Raw genomic sequence first — 17,768 nt, 5'->3', positions numbered from 1 at the left:
CGGGAGGCCGCGATGAGTGAGCGGAGCGACATCGGCAGGGGAGCGCCGACGACCACGCGCCGGGCCATGGTGCTCGGCGCGGGCGGCGCGGGCCTGGCCGCCGTCCTGACGGCCTGTTCGGGGTACGGCGAGCCGAGCGGGGCCGTGGTCGACGACAAGGCCACCGGGGAGCCCCAGCCGTCGGCGCCGGAGGAGACCGCCGGCGACGACGGCTCCGCCGGATTCGCCAAGACGTCCGACATCCCCGAAGGGGGCGGTAAGATCTTCGAGAGCGAGAAGGTCGTCGTCACCCAGCCGAGCGCGGGCGAGTTCAAGGCGTTCAGCACCACGTGCACCCACCAGGGATGCCCGGTGAAGAGTGTCAGCAACGGCACGATCAACTGCCCGTGTCACGGCAGCAAGTTCAAGATCGCCGATGGCTCGGTCGACAACGGCCCCGCGACCGACCCGCTACCCGAAGTGAAGATCAGCGTGGACGGCGACGCCATCTCGCTCGCCTGATCCTCGCCGGGGGCGCCAAGACGCCGCCGTCGCCCGCCGGGCCGCTCAGAACGGCGGGCGACGGCGGCAACCCTCGTCTCATATTTCTCTCAGCCGGGTGCGGTTGGCTGCCGTCATGCGAGTCAACGACAACACCACACGGCGCACCCTCATCATGGGCGCCGGAGCGAGCGGCCTGGCGGTGACGCTCGCGGCGTGCGGCGGGTCCGCGGAGGAGCCCACCGCGGCCCAGCCCACCGAGGCGGAGCCCGCCGCGTCCGCGGAACAGCCGGCGCCCTCCGCGTCGGCGGAACAGTCGGGGAAGACCGGGGCGGCGCTCGCCGCGACGGCCGACATCCCGGTGGGCGGCGGCGCGGTCTTCAAGGACCAGAAGGTCGTGGTGGTCCAGCCGAGCGCGGGCGAGTTCAAGGCGTTCACGGCGGTCTGCACCCACCGCGGCTGCTCGGTCGAGGAGGTGAAGGACGGCTCGATCATCTGCCCGTGCCACATGAGCAAGTTCAGCACGAGCGACGGCTCCGTGCAGGGAGGACCGGCGAAGGCGCCGCTGGCCGAGGTGAAGATCTCGGTGTCGGGAGACCAGATCGCCCTGGCCTGAGCGCCGCCGGGCCCGTTCCTGTCGGCGCGGGCCGATAGGCTTTCGAGTGTGGCGAGATCCGCGAGCAGCCCCCTCAGCTTCCGGCCCGCAGCAGGGTCGATCCCCGAGTCGCCCGGCGTCTACCGATTCAGAGACGCCGGCGGCCGGGTCATCTACGTGGGCAAGGCCAAGAGCCTGAGGCAGCGGCTCAACTCCTACTTCGCCGACTTCGCCGGCCTGCACCCGCGCACCCAGACCATGCTGACCACCGCCGCCGACGTCGACTGGACCGTGGTCGGCACCGAGGTCGAGGCGCTCCAGCTCGAATACTCCTGGATCAAGGAGTTCGACCCGCGGTTCAACGTGAAGTACCGCGACGACAAGTCCTATCCCTACCTCGCGGTGACCATGGACGAGCGGTTCCCGAGAGTCCAGGTGCTGCGCGGCGCCAAACGCAAGGGCACCCGCTACTTCGGCCCCTACTCCCACGCCTGGGCGATCCGCGAGACCGTCGACCTGCTGCTGCGGGTCTTCCCGGTGCGCACCTGCTCGGCCGGGGTGTTCAAGCGCGCGAGCCAGATCGGGCGGCCCTGCCTGCTCGGCTACATCGACAAGTGCGCCGCGCCGTGCGTCGCACGGGTGACCGAGGAGGAGCACCGGGCGCTCGCCGAGGAGTTCTGCGACTTCATGGCCGGCAACACGGCCAGGTTCATCAAACGCCTGGAGCGCCGGATGCACGCCGCCGCCGCCGAGGAGGAGTTCGAACGGGCGGCCAGGCTGCGCGACGACGTCCAGGCGTTGCAGCGGGCGCTCGAGAAGCAGGCCGTCGTGCTCGGCGAGGGCACCGACTGCGATGTGGTCGCACTGGCCGAGGACCAGCTCGAAGCCTCCGTCCAGGTGTTCTACGTGCGCAACGGGCGGATCAGGGGCCAGCGGGGCTGGGTCGTGGACAAGGTCGAGGAGACCACCCAGGGCGAGCTCGTGGAGCACTTCCTGCTGCAGATGTACGGCGCGGCCGCCCCCGAGGCGCTGCCCCGCGAGGTGCTGGTGCCCACCATGCCGCCGGAGGCCGAGGCCGTCGTCGAGTTGCTCGGCGAGCAGCGCCGTGGCCGGGTCGACGTGCGGGTGCCCCGGCGTGGCGACAAGAAGACGCTGATGGAGACCGTCGAGCGCAACGCCAAGGAGTCGCTGGCCCAGCACAAGCTGCGCAGGGCCAGTGATCTCACGACCCGCAGCAAGGCGCTGCAGGAGATCACGGACGCGCTCGACCTGGAGCAGGTCCCGCTCCGCATCGAGTGCTACGACGTGTCCCACATGATGGGTGACGACGTGGTGGCCTCGATGGTGGTCTTCGAAGACGGGCTCGCCCGCAAGAGCGAGTACCGCCGCTTCGCCATCCGCAACCTGTCCGGGCAGGGCGACGTCGCCTCCATCCACGAGGTGATCTCACGGCGGTTCAAGAGATACCTGGAGGAGCGCAGCGCGACGGGGGAGCTCGGCGCGGAGCCGGCCGGCGACCCGATCGACCCGGAGACCGGCCGCCCGCGGAAGTTCGCCTACCCGCCCAACCTGGTGGTCGTCGACGGCGGCCCCGCGCAGGCGGCGGCCGCCCAGCGGGCGCTCGACGAACTGGGCGTCGACGACGTGGCGATCTGCGGGCTGGCCAAGCGGCTGGAAGAGGTGTGGCAGCCCGGCGACGACCAACCGGTGATCATGCCAAGGTCGAGCGAAGGTCTCTACCTGCTGCAACGCGTGCGTGACGAAGCGCATCGCTTCGCCATCACCTACCATCGAGCCAAGCGGTCCAAGAGTGTCAAGGAAAGCGCGCTGGACCAGGTTCCAGGGCTCGGCCCCGCTCGCAGGCAAGCCCTGCTGCGGCACTTCGGCTCGGTGAAGCGGCTGCGTGACGCCACCGCCGCCGAGATGTGCGAGGTGCAGGGGATCGGTCCCGCGCTGGCCGAAGTGATCGTGTCGGCGTTGAAGGGGGAGGGTTCATGAGCGCGAAGGGCACGGAACCGGCGTTCGTCATCGTCACCGGCATGTCCGGCGCGGGGCGGAGCACGGCGGCGAAGGCGCTGGAGGACCTCGGCTGGTTCGTGATCGACAACCTGCCGCCGGGGCTGCTGTTCTCCCTGGCGGAGGAGGCGGGGCGGGTCAAACTCGCGGCCGACAAGGTGGCCGCGGTGGTCGACGTGCGCAGCCTGGCATTCACCACCGACATGAACGCGGCGATCGAGGAGCTGGAAGGCCGCGGCGTCGCCGTACGCGTGGTCTTCCTGGAGGCCGGCGACGACGGGCTGGTCCGCAGGTTCGAGAACGTCCGCCGTCCGCACCCGCTGCAGGGTGAGGGCCGGCTGGTCGACGGCATCGCACGCGAGCGGGGCCTGTTGCGCGAGGTGCGGGCCAACGCCGACCTGGTGCTCGACACCTCCTCCCTCAACGTGCACGAGCTCCGGCGCAAGATCGTGGCCTTCTTCGGCGGCGACGACCGGCCGGGGCTGCGCGTCAACGTGGTCTCCTTCGGTTACAAGTACGGCCTGCCCGTGGACGCCGATCTCGTCGTCGACTGCAGGTTCCTGCCCAATCCGCACTGGGTCCCGGAGCTGCGCCCCATGAACGGTCTCGACGCCCCCGTCCGCGACTACGTGCTCAACCAGCCCGGCGCCAAGGAGTTCCTCGACGCCTACGAGGAGGTGCTCGGCGTGATCGCGGCCGGCTACACGCGCGAGGGCAAGAGCTACGTGACGCTGGCCGTGGGCTGCACCGGGGGCAAGCACCGCAGCGTCGCCGTGTCCGAGCAGATCGGTGGCCGATTGCGTGATCGCTCGATGGAGGTGCAGGTGAGCCACAGAGATGTGGGCCGGGAGTGAGCGCCCCCGACGAACCTCCTCTCCCCTATCCCGCCGCGGCCGTCACTGACGCCGGACCGAAGGTGGTGGCGCTCGGCGGCGGCCACGGGCTGTACGCGTCGCTGTCGGCGCTGCGCCGGGTCACCTCCGCGCTGACCGCGGTGGTCACGGTGGCCGATGACGGCGGGTCCAGCGGCAGGCTGCGCAAGGAACTGGGTGTGCTGCCGCCCGGCGACCTGCGGATGGCGCTGGCCGCGCTGTGCGGCGACGACGAGTGGGGACGCACCTGGAGCGAGGTGGTCCAGCACCGGTTCCGCAGCGAGGGCGACCTGCACGGGCACGCGGTGGGGAACCTGCTCATCGTGGCGCTGTGGGAGCTGCTCGACGATCCCGTCGCCGCGCTCGACTGGGTGGGCCGCCTGCTCGGCGCGCACGGCAGGGTGCTGCCGATGGCCTCGGTTCCGCTCGACATCGTGGCGGAGGTCGAGGTCGACGGCCTGATCACCACCGTGCGCGGCCAGGTCGCGTGCGCGCTGACCCCTGGCACGGTGCGGGCGATCTCCCTGGTCCCCACTGATCCGCCCGCCTCACCCGAAGCCATCCAGGCCGTGCTCGACGCCGACTGGGTGGTGTTCGGACCCGGATCCTGGTTCACCAGTGTGCTGCCGCACCTGAAGGTGCCTCGGCTGGCCGAGGCCCTGCACGCCACCAAGGCCAGGAGGCTGGTGGCGCTCAACCTCGCGCCGCAGGCCGGCGAGACCGACGGCTTCTCCCCCCAGGAGCACCTGGCGGTCCTGAGGCGGCACGCGCCCGCCCTCGGCCTCGACGTCGTACTCGCCGACACCGGGGTGGTGGACGACCCCGAGGAGTTGGAGAAGGCCGCCGTCGCGATGGGCGCGCGCCTCGTCACGGCCGGCGTCGCAGCGGCCGACGGGTCGCCCAGGCATGATGCACGACGTCTTGCCTCGGTCCTGGACGAGATTTTCCGTGAGAAGCGTTGATCCTGGTCAGCGCGGTCTGTGAGTGCGAGAGACTGCTGTGAGCCGGTCTGAATGGGGGAGGACTAACGCACATGGCGATGACAGGTGTGGTGAAGGACGAGCTGAGCCGCCTTTCGGTCCTGAAGCCTTGCTGCCGCAAGGCGGAGGTGTCGACGCTGCTCCGGTTCGCGAGCGGGCTGCACCTGGTGGGCGGGCGCATCGTGATCGAGGCCGAGCTCGACACCAACGTCACGGCGCGGCGGCTGATCAAGGACATCGGCGAGGTGTTCGGCCACAAGGCCGAGGTGCTCGTCCTGGCCCCTGCGGGACTGCGCAAGGGATCACGTTATGTGGTGCGGGTCTACCGCGACGGTGAGGCGCTGGCCCGGCAGACCGGGTTGATCGACAACCACGGCCGGCCGGTTCGCGGCCTGCCGCGTCAGGTGGTCGCGGGGGCGACCTGCGACGCGGAGGCGGCGTGGCGGGGGGCGTTCCTGGCGCACGGCTCGCTGACCGAGCCCGGCAGGTCGATGTCGCTGGAGGTGACGTGCCCGGGGCCCGAGGCGGCGCTGGCCCTGGTCGGATCCGCGCGGCGGTTGAAGATCCACGCGAAGGCCCGCGAGGTACGCGGCGTCGACCGCGTGGTGGTCCGCGACGGCGACGCCATCGGCGCGCTGCTGACCCGTCTCGGCGCCCACGACAGCGTGCTGGCCTGGGAGGAGCGCCGGATGCGGCGCGAGGTCCGTGCCACGGCCAACCGGCTGGCCAACTTCGACGACGCCAATCTGCGCAGGTCGGCCCGTGCGGCCGTGGCGGCCGGGGCCAGGGTGCAGCGCGCCCTGGAGATCCTCGGTGAGGAGGCGCCGGAGCATCTCGTGGTGGCCGGTCGCCTGCGCGTCGAGCACAAGCAGGCCTCGCTGGAGGAGCTCGGCCAGATCGCCGACCCGCCCCTGACCAAGGACGCGATCGCGGGGCGGATCCGCCGCCTGCTCGCCATGGCCGACAAGCGCGCCGTCGATCTCGGCATTCCGAACACTGAGGCCAATCTCACCATCGACATGCTCGCGCCCTGACGGTATGTGCTCGCATGACGGAGAGTGGTCTCACTTTCCGTCGTGCGGCGTCTGCGGGGGGCCGGGGAAGGGCCGGGCGGGAGGCAGCGGGAAGGCCGGGGCGTCGGCGACCGGTGTCTTGGCGGAGCCGGTGGCGGCCGCCTCGAACGGGCCGCGCGGCTGGGCTGCCGGCTGCTCCGAAGCCGACCGGGCCGCGACGGCGGCCTTGACGCGCCTGTTCACGAAGCCGAAGCCGGCGAAGGCGCTGATCGCCCAGAAGAGCAGCGTCATGGGATCCTCGCCGACGATTTCACCGAAGAGGTTGACGGTCTGGGTGAACGACCTGACGTAGTCGTCGTCGTTCGTGGCCTTCATGTAGAGGGCCGTCAGCCCGCCGATCTGCCCGAGCGCGCAGGCGATCAGGGCGAACAGGGCCGCCAGCGCGGGCAGCACCGGACTGGTGGGCTTGACGGCCGTCACCGCCAGGCCGACCACGACGCCGACGCCGACCGCGGCGATGCCGATCTGGGCTTCGGTGACGGCGATGAGGGTGCCGTAGGCGGCGGCGCCGACCAGGGCGGCGACGAGTCCGGCGACGATGCCGGGGATGAGTCCTGTCCTGGGTGGGGCGATCTCCTGTGACATGGGGCGATCCTTGGGTCTCGTGTGCTTACAGTGACAATTCGGGCACTTTACTGGAACGGGGCATAAGCCGTCTGGGGATCGACCATGCCGGGGGGGACCCGGACGTGGTCTAAACCAATTTGGGTCCGATAGTGTTCGTAGTTGAGGTTTCAGCCCGCCATGGCGTCGGCCTGGTCCGGCGCATTCCCACTTACAAGGAGATCGGTGCCGTGAGCATCCGCGTAGGCGTCAACGGCTTCGGCCGTATCGGCCGCAACTTCTGGCGTGCAGTTGCGGCAAGCGGCAAGGACATTGAGATCGTCGCGGTCAACGACCTGACCGACAATGCGACGCTTGCCCATCTGCTGAAGTACGACAGCATCCTCGGCCGCCTGCCGTACGAGGTGAAGGCCTCTGCGGACGAGATCGCCGTTGACGGCAAGGCCATCAAGGCGTTCGCCGAGCGTGACCCGGCCAAGCTGCCCTGGGGCGACCTCGGGGTCGACGTGGTGGTCGAGTCCACGGGCTTCTTCACCGACGCCAACAAGGCGAGGGCGCACGCCGACAACGGCGCGAAGAAGGTCATCATCTCGGCGCCCGCCAAGAACGAGGACGTCACGATCGTGATGGGCGTCAACCACGACACGTACGACGCGTCGACGCACACGATCATCTCCAACGCGTCCTGCACCACCAACTGCCTGGCTCCGATGGCCAAGGTCCTCAACGACACTCTCGGCATCGAGAAGGGTCTGATGACCACCATCCACGCCTACACGCAGGACCAGAACCTGCAGGACGGCCCGCACAGCGACCTGCGCCGCGCCCGCGCCGCCGCGCTGAACATCGTGCCGACCTCGACCGGCGCGGCCAAGGCCATCGGCCTGGTGCTGCCGGAGCTGAAGGGCAAGCTCGACGGGTTCGCGCTGCGCGTGCCGATCCCCACGGGGTCCGCCACCGACCTGACCGTCGACGTCGGCCGTGAGACCAGCGTCGAGGAGGTCAACGGCGCGATCAAGGCCGCCGCCGAGGGCTACCTGAAGGGCTACCTCACCTACACCGAGGACCCGATCGTCTCGTCCGACATCGTCACCGACCCGTCGTCCTGCATCCTCGACGCCGGCCTCACCAGGGTCATCGGCAACCAGGTCAAGGTCGTCGGGTGGTACGACAACGAGTGGGGCTACTCCAACCGCCTCGCCGACCTCATCGAGCTGGTGGGCGCGGACCTCTGATGCGCCGGATCGACGACCTCGACGTCCAGGGCAGGCGCGTGCTCGTGCGCGCCGACCTGAACGTCCCCCTGGACGGGGAGACGATCACCGACGACGGCCGGATCAGGGCTTCGGTCCCGACGATCCAGGCCCTCGCCGGGCGGGGTGCGCGCGTGATCGTGTGCGCGCACCTCGGGCGGCCCAAGGGCTCGCCCACCCCGAAGTTCTCGCTGCGCCCGGTGGCCGCCAGGCTGGGCGAGCTGCTCGGCACCGAGGTGGCCTTCGCCACCGACGTGGTGGGCGACTCGGCCGTGCGGACCGCTCAGGAGCTCCAGGACGGCCAGGTGGCGCTCCTGGAGAATCTCCGCTTCGAGCCGGGGGAGGAGTCCAAGGACGACGCCGCCCGCACGGCGTTCGCCGAGCGTCTGGCCGGCCTCGCCGAGCTGTACGTCGGCGACGGCTTCGGCGCGGTCCACCGCAAGCACGCCAGCGTCTACGATGTGCCGCGCCTGCTGCCGCACGCCGCGGGCGGTCTCGTGCTGGCCGAGGTCGAGGTGCTGAAGAAGCTCACCGAGGACCCCGCCAGGCCGTACGTCGTGGTTCTCGGCGGGGCGAAGGTCTCCGACAAGCTCGGTGTGATCTCCAATCTGCTCGCCAAGGTCGACAGGCTGCTCATCGGCGGCGGCATGGCCTACACCTTCCTCGCGGCACAGGGTCACGAGGTCGGCGGCTCGCTGCTGCAGGCCGACCAGCTGGAGCAGGTGCGCGGGTTCATCGACGAGGCGGCCAAGCGCGGGGTGGAGCTGATCCTCCCCGTGGACGTGCTGGCCGCCACCGGGTTCGCGCCGGACGCCGAGCACGAGGTGGTCCCGACCACCGCGATCCCGGCCGACAGGCAGGGGCTCGACATCGGACCGGCGACCCGTGAGCTGTTCGCCGGTAAGCTGGCCGACGCGCGCACGGTCTTCTGGAACGGGCCGATGGGCGTGTTCGAGTTCGAGGCGTTCTCCGGCGGAACCCGCGCGGTGGCCGAAGCGTTGATCGGGTCGGACGCCTTCACCGTCGTCGGTGGCGGCGACTCCGCCGCGGCCGTACGGCAGCTGGGGCTGCCGGAGGCCGGGTTCTCGCACATCTCCACCGGTGGCGGTGCGAGTCTTGAATATCTCGAGGGCAAGACCCTTCCCGGGCTCGCCGCGCTGGAGGACTGACCATCATGGGGCGCACGCCGCTCATCGCCGGCAACTGGAAGATGAACCTCAACCACCTTGAGGCCATCAACACCGTCCAGAAGCTGGCGTTCTCGCTCATCGACAAGGACTTCAACGCGGTCGAGGTGGCCGTGCTGCCGCCGTACACCGACCTGCGCAGCGTGCAGACCCTGGTCGACGGGGACAAGCTGCGGATCGTGTACGGCGCGCAGGACGTCTCCCCGCACGAGGGCGGCGCGTACACCGGGGAGATCTCCGGTGCGATGCTGGCCAAGTTGGGTTGCACCTTCGTCACGATCGGCCACTCCGAGCGGCGGCAGTATCACTCGGAGGACGACGACCTGGTCAACGCCAAGGTGCTGGCCGCCTACCGGCACTCGCTGACGCCGATCCTGTGCGTCGGTGAGGGCTTGGCGGTGCGTCAGGCGGGTGCTCAGGTGGCCCACAGCGTCGCGCAGCTCGACGGTGCGCTGCGTAAGGTCACCGCCGAGCAGGCGAAGTCGATCGTGGTCGCTTATGAGCCGGTCTGGGCGATCGGTACTGGTGAGGTGGCCACTCCGGAGGACGCGCAGGAGGTCTGTGCGGCCCTGCGGACGCGACTCGCCGAGCTGTACGACGCCGAGGTGGCCGCTGCGGTCCGTATCCTTTACGGAGGTTCGGTGAAGTCCGACAACATCGCTGGGATAATGGCGAAGCCGGACGTGGACGGCGCTCTCGTCGGTGGCGCGAGTCTCGATCCGAGCGAGTTTGTCAAGATTTGCCGGTTTGGCGAAATGTCGAGCTAACTCGGCAGTTCGAAGGGTGCGGCTTGACACTACGTCGTACCCTTCTAGAGCAGGTTTGAATCGTCACACCGACGACGTCGTGCAAGGGGTCGCGCCCGGACGCGGGTCAGCGCATACAGAAACAGGTCTACGGTGATTATCGGAATCTCCATCGCTCTCATCCTGGCGAGCATGCTCATGGTGCTGCTCGTCCTGCTCCACAAGGGCAAGGGTGGTGGCCTTTCTGACATGTTCGGCGGTGGATTCTCCACGTCGTTCGGCGGGTCGTCGGTGGTTGAGCGCAACCTCGACCGGCTCACGGTCATCACGGGTGTGGTCTGGTTCGTCTGCATCATCGCACTCGGCCTGCTTCTGAAGCCCTGACCGGAGAAGGCCCTTGACAGTGGCGATGTGTGACAGTGTTTCTCCCCCGCGTTCCGCGGGGCGAACGAGCGAGGAGTTCATCCGTGGGTAGTGGCAACGCGATCCGTGGCAGCCGTGTCGGCGCCGGCCCGATGGGGGAGGCCGAGCGGGGCGAGGCAGCTCCACGTGTCCGGGTCCCGTTCTGGTGCGCGAACATGCACGAGACGCGCCCCAGCTTCGCCAGTGACGCCGCCGTGCCGGAGCTGTGGGACTGCCCCCGGTGCGGCCTTCCGGCCGGCCAGGACGAGGCGAATCCGCCGGCTCCGCCGAGGAACGAGCCGTACAAGACGCACCTGGCCTACGTGAAGGAGCGCCGGAGCGACAAGGACGGCGCCGCCATACTCGCCGAAGCCCTGGAGCGCCTGCGCACGTCCTCACGGCCCATTTACTGAGCCGGCCGTGCGACCCGAGGCCCTCCGCGCGTCACCGCGCGGAGGGCCTCTCGCATGTCATCGGTAGACGCACTCGCCGTCGATGAAGGTCATCGCCACCCGGGTGGTCCAGATCTCCTCCGGCGGCAGGGCGAACGGGTCGCGGTCCAGGACGACCAGGTCGGCCGGGGCGCCCACGGCGATGGTCCCCGCGGGGGAACGGTTGATCCAGGCGGAGCCTGCCGTGTAGGCGGTCAGCGCGTCGCCGAGGCCGAGGGCCTGGCCTGGGAGGAACGGGGTCAGGGCCGTCGGGTAGGAGGCGTGCACCGAGCCGCCGGGCTCGGTGCGGTTGACGGCCACGTGTACGGCCTGCAGCGGATCGGGGCTGGAGACCGGCCAGTCGCTCCCCGCGCACAGCCGGGTGCCGCGGGCCAGCAGGTCGGCGAAGGGATACTGCCAGGCCGAGCGCTCCTCGCCGAGGAAGGGCAGGGTCAGCTCGTCCATCTGGGCGTGGTGGGTCGCCCACAGCGGTTGCAGGTTGGCGGTGACGCCCAGCGCGGCGAAGCGGGGCACGTCGGAGGGCTCGATGACCTGCAGGTGCGCGATGTGGTGGCGGTTGGCCGGATCGGTGCCCGTCAGGCTGTCCAGCGCCTCGCGCACGGCGCGCTCGCCGATCGCGTGGAAGTGCACCTGGAAGCCGTGCCGGTCCAGCTCGGCGACATAGCCGTTCAGTTTCGCCGGTTCGATGTAGGACAGTCCGGTGCCGCCGCACCGGCAGTAGGGCTCGATCACGGCCGCGGTGAAGTTCTCGGTGATCCCGTCCTGCATGATCTTGACTGAGGTCGCCCGGAAGCGGTCCAGCCCGTCGGCCAGGGCGCGGCGGCCGAGTAGTTCGCCGATCTGCTCGGCGCCACGGGCCCTGTCCCACCACAGCGCGCCGACGACCCGGGCCTTGAGCCGCCCGGATTCGGCCGCGGAGAGGTAGACGGGGAGCTGGTCCACCGATCCGGCGTAGGAGCCCACGATCGCGTCCTGCCAGCCGGTGACGCCGCACGCGAAGAGGTACTCCTGCGCGTCGAGCAGGGCCGCCGTGAGGTCGTCCGGGGTGGGCCGGGGGGTGAGGAGGCCGACGAGCTCCATCGCGCCCTCGTGCAGCACGCCGCTCGGGGTGCCGTCGGCGTCGCGCTCGATCCTGCCGTCGGCGGGGTCGGGGGTGTCCCGGGTGATCCCGGCGAGTTCCAGGGCCCGGTGGTTGACCCAGGCGGCGTGGTGGTCGCGCTGGATGAGATAGGCGGGCCGGTCGAGGAAGCCGAGTTGCGAGGCGTGCGGCAGCCCGCCGGGGAAGGCCGACATGTCCCAGCCGCCGCCGTCGATCCACTCCTTGCCCGGGTTCGCGGCGGCGTAGGCGTGGATCACCTCCAGGTAGCCGGCCAGGCCGTAGGTCTCCGACAGGTCGCACCTGGCCCGTTCGAGCCCCGCCTGGACGGGGTGGACGTGCGCGTCGGTGAAGCCGGGGAGGATCAGGCGGCCGTCGAGGTCGACGGTGTCGTGGCCCGGGCGGGCCTGCCGTACGACCTCGGGTTCCGGGCCGTGGGCGGCGATCACGCCGTCGCGGACCAGCACGGCTCCGGCGGGTGCGGGCGCGGGCGAGGCGGCGGTGAACACGGGGCCGCCACGGAAGAGGAGATCGGTCACGGTGGTCACCTGCCGGTGATGGCGTCGGCGATGCGGGCCAGCACGGACGTGCGGGGCTGCCCGGCGTTCTCACGCGCGTCGGCCATCCGGTAGAGCCGGTACATGGTGTGAACGCCGATCCAGCGTAGTGGCTCCACCTCCCAGCCGCGCACGTTGCGGCCCACCCAGGGCAGCGCGGTCAGCTCGGTGTCCTCGCGCAGGACGAGGTCGCGGAGGGTACGGCCGGCCAGGTTGGTGGTCGTGACGCCGTGCCCCGTGTAGCCGCCCGCCCAGCCGAGGCCCGTCCGGTGGTCCACGTGCGCGGTGGAGCACCAGTCGCGCGGCACCGCGAGCACGCCGGACCAGGCGTGCGCCACGCGGCTCTGCCGTACCGCCGGGAACATGCCGGTCAGCAGGTCCCACAGCGCGCTGACGGTCCAGTCGTGGGTGTGGCCGCGCCGATCGACCTGTGACCCGTAGAGATACGGTTTGCCGCGCCCGCCGAACGCGATCCGCCCGTCGGCGGTGCGCTGGGCGTACATGTAGTAGTGGGCGAGGTCGCCGAGCAGTTCGGCGCCGTCCCAGCCGATCGCCTCCCACATGGCGGGAGTAAGCGGCTCGGTGACGATCATGGAGCTGTTCATCGGCAGCCACGCCCGGTGGTACTGCTTGAGCTCGGCGGTGAAGCCCTCCGTCGCGCGTATGACGTACTCGGCGCTGACGGTCCCGTGCGGTGTCACGGCGCGGCGCGGCGCGATCTCCGTGACCGGCGTGTGCTCGTAGACCGTCACCCCGAGCTCCCGTACGGCCCGCAGCAGCCCGCGAACCAGCTTGGCGGGCTGGATCCTGGCGCAGTGCGGGCTCCACAGCGCGTTGGCGGCTCCCGCGACCCGCAGCCGGCCCTCGCGTTCGGCGGGATCGAGCAGTCGCAGGTCCTCCTCGGCCCAGCCCCACCGCCGGGCGTGCGCCAGCATCTCCGTCAGCCGCCGGTCCTGGGCCGCGTTGGTCGCCACGTGCAGGACGCCGCCCTTGACGATGTCGGCGTCGATGCCCTCCGCCCGCGCCACCGCGATGACCTCGTCGATGGCGGTGAACATCGTCCGCTGGAGCCGTCTGGCGGCGTCCGCGCCATGGGTCCTGGCGTACCGCTCGGGGCTGCCCGCCATGTCGCCGGTGAGCCAGCCGCCGTTCCTGCCGGAGGCGCCGTAGCCGGCGAACTCCCGTTCCAGCACGACCACCCGCAGGCCGGGACGCGCCTTCTTGAGGTAGTAGGCGGTCCACAGGCCCGTGTAGCCGGCGCCGACGATCGCCACGTCGGCGTCGAGGTCCCCGCCGAGCGGCGGGCCGGGCGCGGGCATTCCGAGGGAGCGGTACCAGAAGGAGACGTCTCCGTTGACGAAGTCTCCTGACAGGGGAACACGGGTGCTCATGGCCCTTTATCCTGCTATATCCGTGTGATCCTCCGCACCTTGCCACGGAATACGTACTTCGGGCAGATGAAACGGCCTGCACACCGCCGTGTATCAAGGACGTAACAGTCCTCCGGCAGGCTTGGTGCCGACGGAGGGAGCACGACGATGGGGTTCTGGCGGATTCGAACAACGGTTGACGAGCGTCCGGGCAGGCTGGCCTCGCTGGCGACGGCCCTCGCCGGTCTGGGCGGCAACGTCCTCGGCTTGAACGTGCATCCCGACACCGACGGCACGGTGGACGAGTTCATGGCCGACATCCCGGCCGCGCCCGACGCGGTCAGGAAGGCGCTGGAGGGCGCGGGCGGGCGTCGCGTCCAGGTCGTCCCGGCCACGGCCCACGAACTGACCGACGAGCCCACCCGGGCGCTGCTCCTCTCGGCGCGCTTGCGCGGAACGCCGTGGCGGCTCCCCGAACTGCTGGCCGAGCTCCTGCGCGCCGAGAGCGGCAGGTGGGTGTACGGTTCGGCGGTGACCGAAGGGGACGTGCCCGACCCGACGCTGCTGACCGTGCCGGTGGCACACCGGCGCGCCGTCCGGCTGCGCCGCCCCGAACTTCCGTTCACGCTCAGCGAGGCCGCCAGGGCCGCCGCCTTCATCCGGCTCGCCCAACCCCCGGCCCAGCCGGTCGCCGCCGAGCGTCCGGTACGGCTGGCGGACGGCGGCGAGGTCACGGTCGGGCAACTCGGCCCGATCTACCGCGAGGCCGTGCGCGACCTCCATGACCGCTGCTCCCCGGAGACCCGCAGGTTCCGCTACTTCACCGCGATGCCCACGCTGCCACCGCGCGTCTTCGACCGGCTGTGCGATCGGGGTCTCGGCCACTCGCTGATCGCCGGGCACGACGGCCAGGTCGTGGCGCTCGCCTCCCTGATGTTCACCCCGGATCCCGGCATCGCCGAGATGGCCTTCCTGGTCGAGGACACCTGGCAGGGGCGTGGCCTCGGCTCGCGGCTGGCCCGGATGGTGGTGCGCGAGGCGCGGGATCTCGGCTTCGCCGAGGTGCGGGCCACGCTGCTGTCCGACAACATGCGGATGCGGCGGCTGATGCTGGCGCTGGGCGCGACGCTCTCCTACACCGAGGACCCGGGCTTGATCGAGGGCAGGCTCCCCGTCGGCGTGATGGCGGCGTCTGCGAGCTGACCCGCCTAGATGCCCTGCAATGGGCTGATAAAGCGGACGAAAGCATCGTTCTTTCCGCCAGCCGACTCCCTCATCCCCAGCCGTACGGCGAGCCGTACCGAGGCCAGGTTGTCCGGGTCGGCCTCGGCGACCACCTCGCGCAGGCCGAGCGCACCGGCGTGCGCCAGCACCGCCCTCGCCGCCTCGGTGGCCAGCCCGCGCCCCCACAGGCCGGGATCAAGGCTGTACAGCAACTCGATCCGCCCGTCGTCGGCGGCTCGCAGTCCGCACACGCCGACGAACCCGTCTTCGCCGAGCATCGCCCACAGTCCGTAGCCGTGCCCGGCGAAGTCGGCCTCGCTGTCCCCGATGATCTCGCGGATCAGCTCGTGGGAGACGGTCTCGCCGTCGAAGAGGTAGCGCCGCACGCCGGGCTGGTCCCAGTGGGCGCGCAGGGCGTCGGCGTCCTGCGTCCCGATCGGCCGCAGCACCAAACGCGGCGTCCTCAGCATCACCGTTCCGGCCACACCTCCGAGGAAACCATGCCCGCCCCGGCATCGGGTAGACGCGCCGCGGGCCTCACGTCGTCACCGATCCGATCGCCTCTCTTGAGAAGGATGCCTGGCTGTCGGGCACGGTGCGCGCCGCCCGGCCTGCGGGGTGATCGCCCGTCGGGCCGGCGCCGGCCGTCCCGCGCGGTGGTACCGAGCGTTTCTTCGAACGTGCCCTGCCGAGTTGATCGCCGTGGAAACCTTGCGAGCGCCCGAATGCGGGTAGATCCCCGATGTGGACCTTGATGAGGCCGCCGACCGGCTCTACGCGCTAGCCCCCGCACAGTTCACCGCCGAGCGTGACGCCCTGGCGCGCGCGGCCAAGGACGCGGGCGACGGAGGGCTCTCCCGCGACATCGGCAAACTGCGCCGCCCGACCGTTTCCGCCTGGGCCGTCAACCAGGGCTCCCGTGCCCACGCCGCCGAGATCGGCGAACTGCTCGACCTCGGCGCGCGCCTCCGGGAGGCCTGGCAGGACCAGGACGCCGACACCCTCGCCGAGCTCACCCGAACCCGTGGCCCCCTCACGACCCGCCTGGCCCGCCTGATCCGCGACCTCGCCACCCAGGCGGGCCAGCCCTTGTCGGGATCCGCCCCCACCGAGATCGAACAGACCCTCGATGCGGCCACCGTCGACGTCGAGGCCGCCGACCTGGTACGGCAGGGCCGTCTCTCCCGCCCTCTCAACTACAGCGGTTTCACCCCGGCCCCGGCTCCGACCACCCCCAGGAAGCCTCGCGCGAGCGATGACCACGGGTCGTCGCAGGCGCGGGTCAAACGCGGTCGTTCCGAGGAGGAGGTGGCGAAGGAGCGGCGAGAACAGGAGGATCGTCGCCGCGAGCAGTTGGCGAAGACCGCGGCCGAGGCCGAGCGCGCCGCCTCCGATGCCGAACGCGACCACGCGGAATGGGCCGCCGAACTCGAATCGGCCACCCGGAGTCACGACCGCCTCGCCGCGAGAGTCGAGGACCTGACCCGCGAACTCGCCGCGGCACGCAAGGAACTGGCCGCCGCCGAGCACCGCCAGGAGATAGCCGGGCGGGACGAGCAACGCGCCCGGCGCACGGCCTCCTCCGCCCGCCAGAAAGCCAGGGACGCCGCCGCTCTCATCGCCGACCAGCCGTCGTCCTCCGCCACCTGACCGGCACAGCTGGCGACGCGATACTGACAATATTATGTCAGATAACACCTAATTGCCTATATATGTGGCCATACAGCTGCATAGGGTCATCGGCATGACGAACGAATTCATCGAAGCGCTGCCGAAGGTCGAGCTGCACGTGCACCTGGTCGGGTCCGCGTCCGTGCGCACCGTGCTGGAGCTGGCACGGCGGCATCCGGCGACACGGGTGCCGGTCGTGGAGGAGGAACTGCGGGCGTTCTACACCTTCCGTGACTTCCCCCACTTCTCCGAGGTCTACCAGCAGGTGAACGCCCTGGTGCGGGAGCCCGAGGACGTGGCGACCCTGGTGACAGGGCTGGCCAGGGATCTGGCGGCGCAACGGGGACGCTATGTGGAACTCCAGGTCACGCCGTACTCCCACCTTCAGGCCGGGCTGCCCGCGCGGGCGGTCACCGAGGCGCTCGACCTGGCCGCCCGGCAGGCCGCCGCCGACCACGGAGTGCGGGTGGCCTACATCTTCGACATCCCCGGCCAGCTCGGCGCGGAGGCGGCGCGGGTCACCCTGGACCACGCGCTGAACGAGCCGCCGGAGGCACTGATCGGCTTGGGGCTGGCCGGCATCGAACAGCGCCGCCCGCCCTATCGTGACGCGTTCAGGGACGCCTTCCGCGCGGCCCGTACGGCGGGCCTGCACAGCCTGCCGCACGGCGGGGAGATGACCGGGCCGGAGACGATCTGGGAGATCGTCGAAGGGCTCGGCGCGGAGCGGATCGGGCACGGGATCAACTGTCTGGAGGACCCGCGACTGGTCGCCCACCTCCGTGAGACGCAGTTGCCGCTGGAGGTCTGCCCGACGTCCAACGTGTGCACCGGCCAGGTGCCGGATATCGCCTCCCACCCGCTGCCACGGCTGCTGAAGGAGGGCCTGTTCGTCACGCTCAACAGTGACGACCCGCCGATGTTCGGCACCACGCTGACGGGGGAGTACCGGGTGGCCGCCGAGGTCTTCGGCCTCGACGACGCCGCGCTCGCCGGCCTGGCGCGCAACGCGGTGCACGCCTCCTTCCTCGATCCGGTCGGCAAGCAGGCGATCCTCACCGAGATCGACGACCTCGCCGGCTCCCACGCCTGACGGCCCGGCGTCCGCTGTTCTCCCGGGGCGTACGGCACCGGCGGGCGCGAGGCGCGGCCCTTCTCTCCGGCGAGTCTGATCTATGCCCCGGTCGCCGGGCACCCCGGCAAGTCCGTCGCTACCGGATTCCGAAGGCG

The 17,768-nt window shown here is 70.7% G+C and carries 18 protein-coding genes; 14 read left to right on the top strand and 4 right to left on the bottom strand.

Going from position 1 to position 17,768, the window contains the following annotated elements; all coding sequences use genetic code 11:
* Nucleotides 1–12: 12 nt before the first annotated feature.
* From MBA17_RS17545 to whiA, 6 genes are all read left to right on the top strand, one after another.
* Complete coding sequence (locus tag MBA17_RS17545) at nt 13–501, top strand: Rieske (2Fe-2S) protein (RefSeq protein ID WP_238497544.1); 489 nt, start codon at nt 13–15, stop codon at nt 499–501.
* A gap of 115 nt (nt 502–616) precedes the next feature.
* Entirely contained in the window at nt 617–1,096 is a 480-nt protein-coding gene (locus MBA17_RS17540) for a Rieske (2Fe-2S) protein (protein ID WP_238497543.1), read from the top strand.
* Between the two features lie 48 nt (nt 1,097–1,144).
* Complete coding sequence (gene uvrC, locus MBA17_RS17535) at nt 1,145–3,073, top strand: excinuclease ABC subunit UvrC (protein ID WP_238497542.1); 1,929 nt, start codon at nt 1,145–1,147, stop codon at nt 3,071–3,073.
* Nucleotides 3,070–3,945: an RNase adapter RapZ gene (rapZ, locus tag MBA17_RS17530; protein ID WP_238497541.1), complete on the top strand. Its 876-nt coding sequence runs from the start codon at nt 3,070–3,072 to the stop codon at nt 3,943–3,945. The genes uvrC and rapZ overlap by 4 nt, the downstream gene beginning before the upstream one ends.
* Nucleotides 3,946–4,007: 62 nt before the next feature.
* Entirely contained in the window at nt 4,008–4,925 is a 918-nt protein-coding gene (locus MBA17_RS17525; RefSeq protein WP_238497590.1) for a gluconeogenesis factor YvcK family protein, read from the top strand.
* A gap of 71 nt (nt 4,926–4,996) precedes the next feature.
* Complete coding sequence (whiA, locus tag MBA17_RS17520; RefSeq protein ID WP_238497540.1) at nt 4,997–5,977, top strand: DNA-binding protein WhiA; 981 nt, start codon at nt 4,997–4,999, stop codon at nt 5,975–5,977.
* Between the two features lie 30 nt (nt 5,978–6,007).
* On the opposite strand, the gene MBA17_RS17515 is transcribed toward whiA, so the two are convergent.
* Nucleotides 6,008–6,601, bottom strand: a complete 594-nt coding sequence (locus MBA17_RS17515; RefSeq protein ID WP_238497539.1) for a hypothetical protein — start codon at nt 6,599–6,601, stop codon at nt 6,008–6,010.
* A 209-nt stretch (nt 6,602–6,810) separates the two neighbouring features.
* On the opposite strand from MBA17_RS17515, the gene gap reads away from it, so the two are divergent.
* The 5 genes from gap to MBA17_RS17490 all read left to right on the top strand — a co-directional run bounded on the left by gap (nt 6,811) and on the right by MBA17_RS17490 (nt 10,581).
* Nucleotides 6,811–7,815 (top strand): type I glyceraldehyde-3-phosphate dehydrogenase, encoded by a 1,005-nt coding sequence (gene gap / locus MBA17_RS17510; protein ID WP_238497538.1) that lies wholly within the window; start codon nt 6,811–6,813, stop codon nt 7,813–7,815.
* Nucleotides 7,815–9,002, top strand: a complete 1,188-nt coding sequence (locus MBA17_RS17505) for a phosphoglycerate kinase (protein ID WP_238497537.1) — start codon at nt 7,815–7,817, stop codon at nt 9,000–9,002. Before gap ends, MBA17_RS17505 begins: the two co-directional genes overlap by 1 nt.
* 5 nt (nt 9,003–9,007) lie before the next feature.
* Nucleotides 9,008–9,787, top strand: coding sequence for a triose-phosphate isomerase (gene tpiA / locus MBA17_RS17500; RefSeq protein ID WP_274385512.1), 780 nt, complete (start codon nt 9,008–9,010; stop codon nt 9,785–9,787).
* A 132-nt stretch (nt 9,788–9,919) separates the two neighbouring features.
* Nucleotides 9,920–10,150 (top strand): preprotein translocase subunit SecG, encoded by a 231-nt coding sequence (gene secG, locus MBA17_RS17495; RefSeq protein ID WP_238497536.1) that lies wholly within the window; start codon nt 9,920–9,922, stop codon nt 10,148–10,150.
* An 83-nt stretch (nt 10,151–10,233) separates the two neighbouring features.
* A complete protein-coding gene (locus MBA17_RS17490) occupies nt 10,234–10,581 on the top strand; it encodes an RNA polymerase-binding protein RbpA (protein ID WP_238497535.1) in 348 nt (115 codons plus the stop codon).
* Between the two features lie 57 nt (nt 10,582–10,638).
* On the opposite strand, the gene MBA17_RS17485 is transcribed toward MBA17_RS17490, so the two are convergent.
* Both MBA17_RS17485 and MBA17_RS17480 read right to left on the bottom strand, forming a co-directional pair.
* Nucleotides 10,639–12,255, bottom strand: a complete 1,617-nt coding sequence (locus MBA17_RS17485) for an amidohydrolase (RefSeq protein ID WP_238497534.1) — start codon at nt 12,253–12,255, stop codon at nt 10,639–10,641.
* 5 nt (nt 12,256–12,260) lie between these two features.
* The gene (locus MBA17_RS17480) at nt 12,261–13,664 is read right to left on the bottom strand and encodes an NAD(P)/FAD-dependent oxidoreductase (RefSeq protein ID WP_238497533.1); all 1,404 of its coding nucleotides are present in this window, start codon (nt 13,662–13,664) and stop codon (nt 12,261–12,263) included.
* Between the two features lie 147 nt (nt 13,665–13,811).
* On the opposite strand from MBA17_RS17480, the gene MBA17_RS17475 reads away from it, so the two are divergent.
* On the top strand, nt 13,812–14,846 hold the full coding sequence (locus tag MBA17_RS17475; protein WP_238497532.1) for a GNAT family N-acetyltransferase: 1,035 nt from the start codon (nt 13,812–13,814) through the stop codon (nt 14,844–14,846).
* Between the two features lie 5 nt (nt 14,847–14,851).
* Here MBA17_RS17475 and MBA17_RS17470 read toward each other — a convergent pair whose 3' ends face one another.
* The gene (locus tag MBA17_RS17470; RefSeq protein ID WP_238497531.1) at nt 14,852–15,316 is read right to left on the bottom strand and encodes a GNAT family N-acetyltransferase; all 465 of its coding nucleotides are present in this window, start codon (nt 15,314–15,316) and stop codon (nt 14,852–14,854) included.
* Between the two features lie 295 nt (nt 15,317–15,611).
* Here MBA17_RS17470 and MBA17_RS17465 point away from each other — a divergent pair, with 295 nt between their 5' ends.
* Entirely contained in the window at nt 15,612–16,517 is a 906-nt protein-coding gene (locus tag MBA17_RS17465) for a hypothetical protein (RefSeq protein WP_238497530.1), read from the top strand.
* Nucleotides 16,518–16,611: 94 nt separating this feature from the next.
* Nucleotides 16,612–17,631, top strand: coding sequence for an adenosine deaminase (gene add / locus MBA17_RS17460; RefSeq protein WP_238497529.1), 1,020 nt, complete (start codon nt 16,612–16,614; stop codon nt 17,629–17,631).
* Nucleotides 17,632–17,768: the final 137 nt, after the last annotated feature.

The sequence above is a fragment of the Dolomitihabitans soli genome (assembly GCF_022213955.1).
GTDB lineage: Bacteria > Actinomycetota > Actinomycetes > Streptosporangiales > Streptosporangiaceae > Streptosporangium_A > Streptosporangium_A soli.
This window is presented reverse-complemented; position numbering and strand designations above follow the sequence as displayed.

What these genes read in the sequence shown, in the direction of transcription:
- MBA17_RS17480 (WP_238497533.1), bottom strand. Translation starts at nt 13,664, where the DNA reads ATGAGCACCCGTGTTCCCCTGTCAGGAGACTTCGTCAACGGAGACGTC.
- MBA17_RS17540 (WP_238497543.1), top strand. Translation starts at nt 617, where the DNA reads ATGCGAGTCAACGACAACACCACACGGCGCACCCTCATCATGGGCGCC.
- MBA17_RS17515 (WP_238497539.1), bottom strand. Translation starts at nt 6,601, where the DNA reads ATGTCACAGGAGATCGCCCCACCCAGGACAGGACTCATCCCCGGCATC.
- whiA (WP_238497540.1), top strand. Translation starts at nt 4,997, where the DNA reads ATGGCGATGACAGGTGTGGTGAAGGACGAGCTGAGCCGCCTTTCGGTC.
- rapZ (WP_238497541.1), top strand. Translation starts at nt 3,070, where the DNA reads ATGAGCGCGAAGGGCACGGAACCGGCGTTCGTCATCGTCACCGGCATG.
- MBA17_RS17505 (WP_238497537.1), top strand. Translation starts at nt 7,815, where the DNA reads ATGCGCCGGATCGACGACCTCGACGTCCAGGGCAGGCGCGTGCTCGTG.
- add (WP_238497529.1), top strand. Translation starts at nt 16,612, where the DNA reads ATGACGAACGAATTCATCGAAGCGCTGCCGAAGGTCGAGCTGCACGTG.
- MBA17_RS17545 (WP_238497544.1), top strand. Translation starts at nt 13, where the DNA reads ATGAGTGAGCGGAGCGACATCGGCAGGGGAGCGCCGACGACCACGCGC.
- tpiA (WP_274385512.1), top strand. Translation starts at nt 9,008, where the DNA reads ATGGGGCGCACGCCGCTCATCGCCGGCAACTGGAAGATGAACCTCAAC.
- MBA17_RS17475 (WP_238497532.1), top strand. Translation starts at nt 13,812, where the DNA reads ATGGGGTTCTGGCGGATTCGAACAACGGTTGACGAGCGTCCGGGCAGG.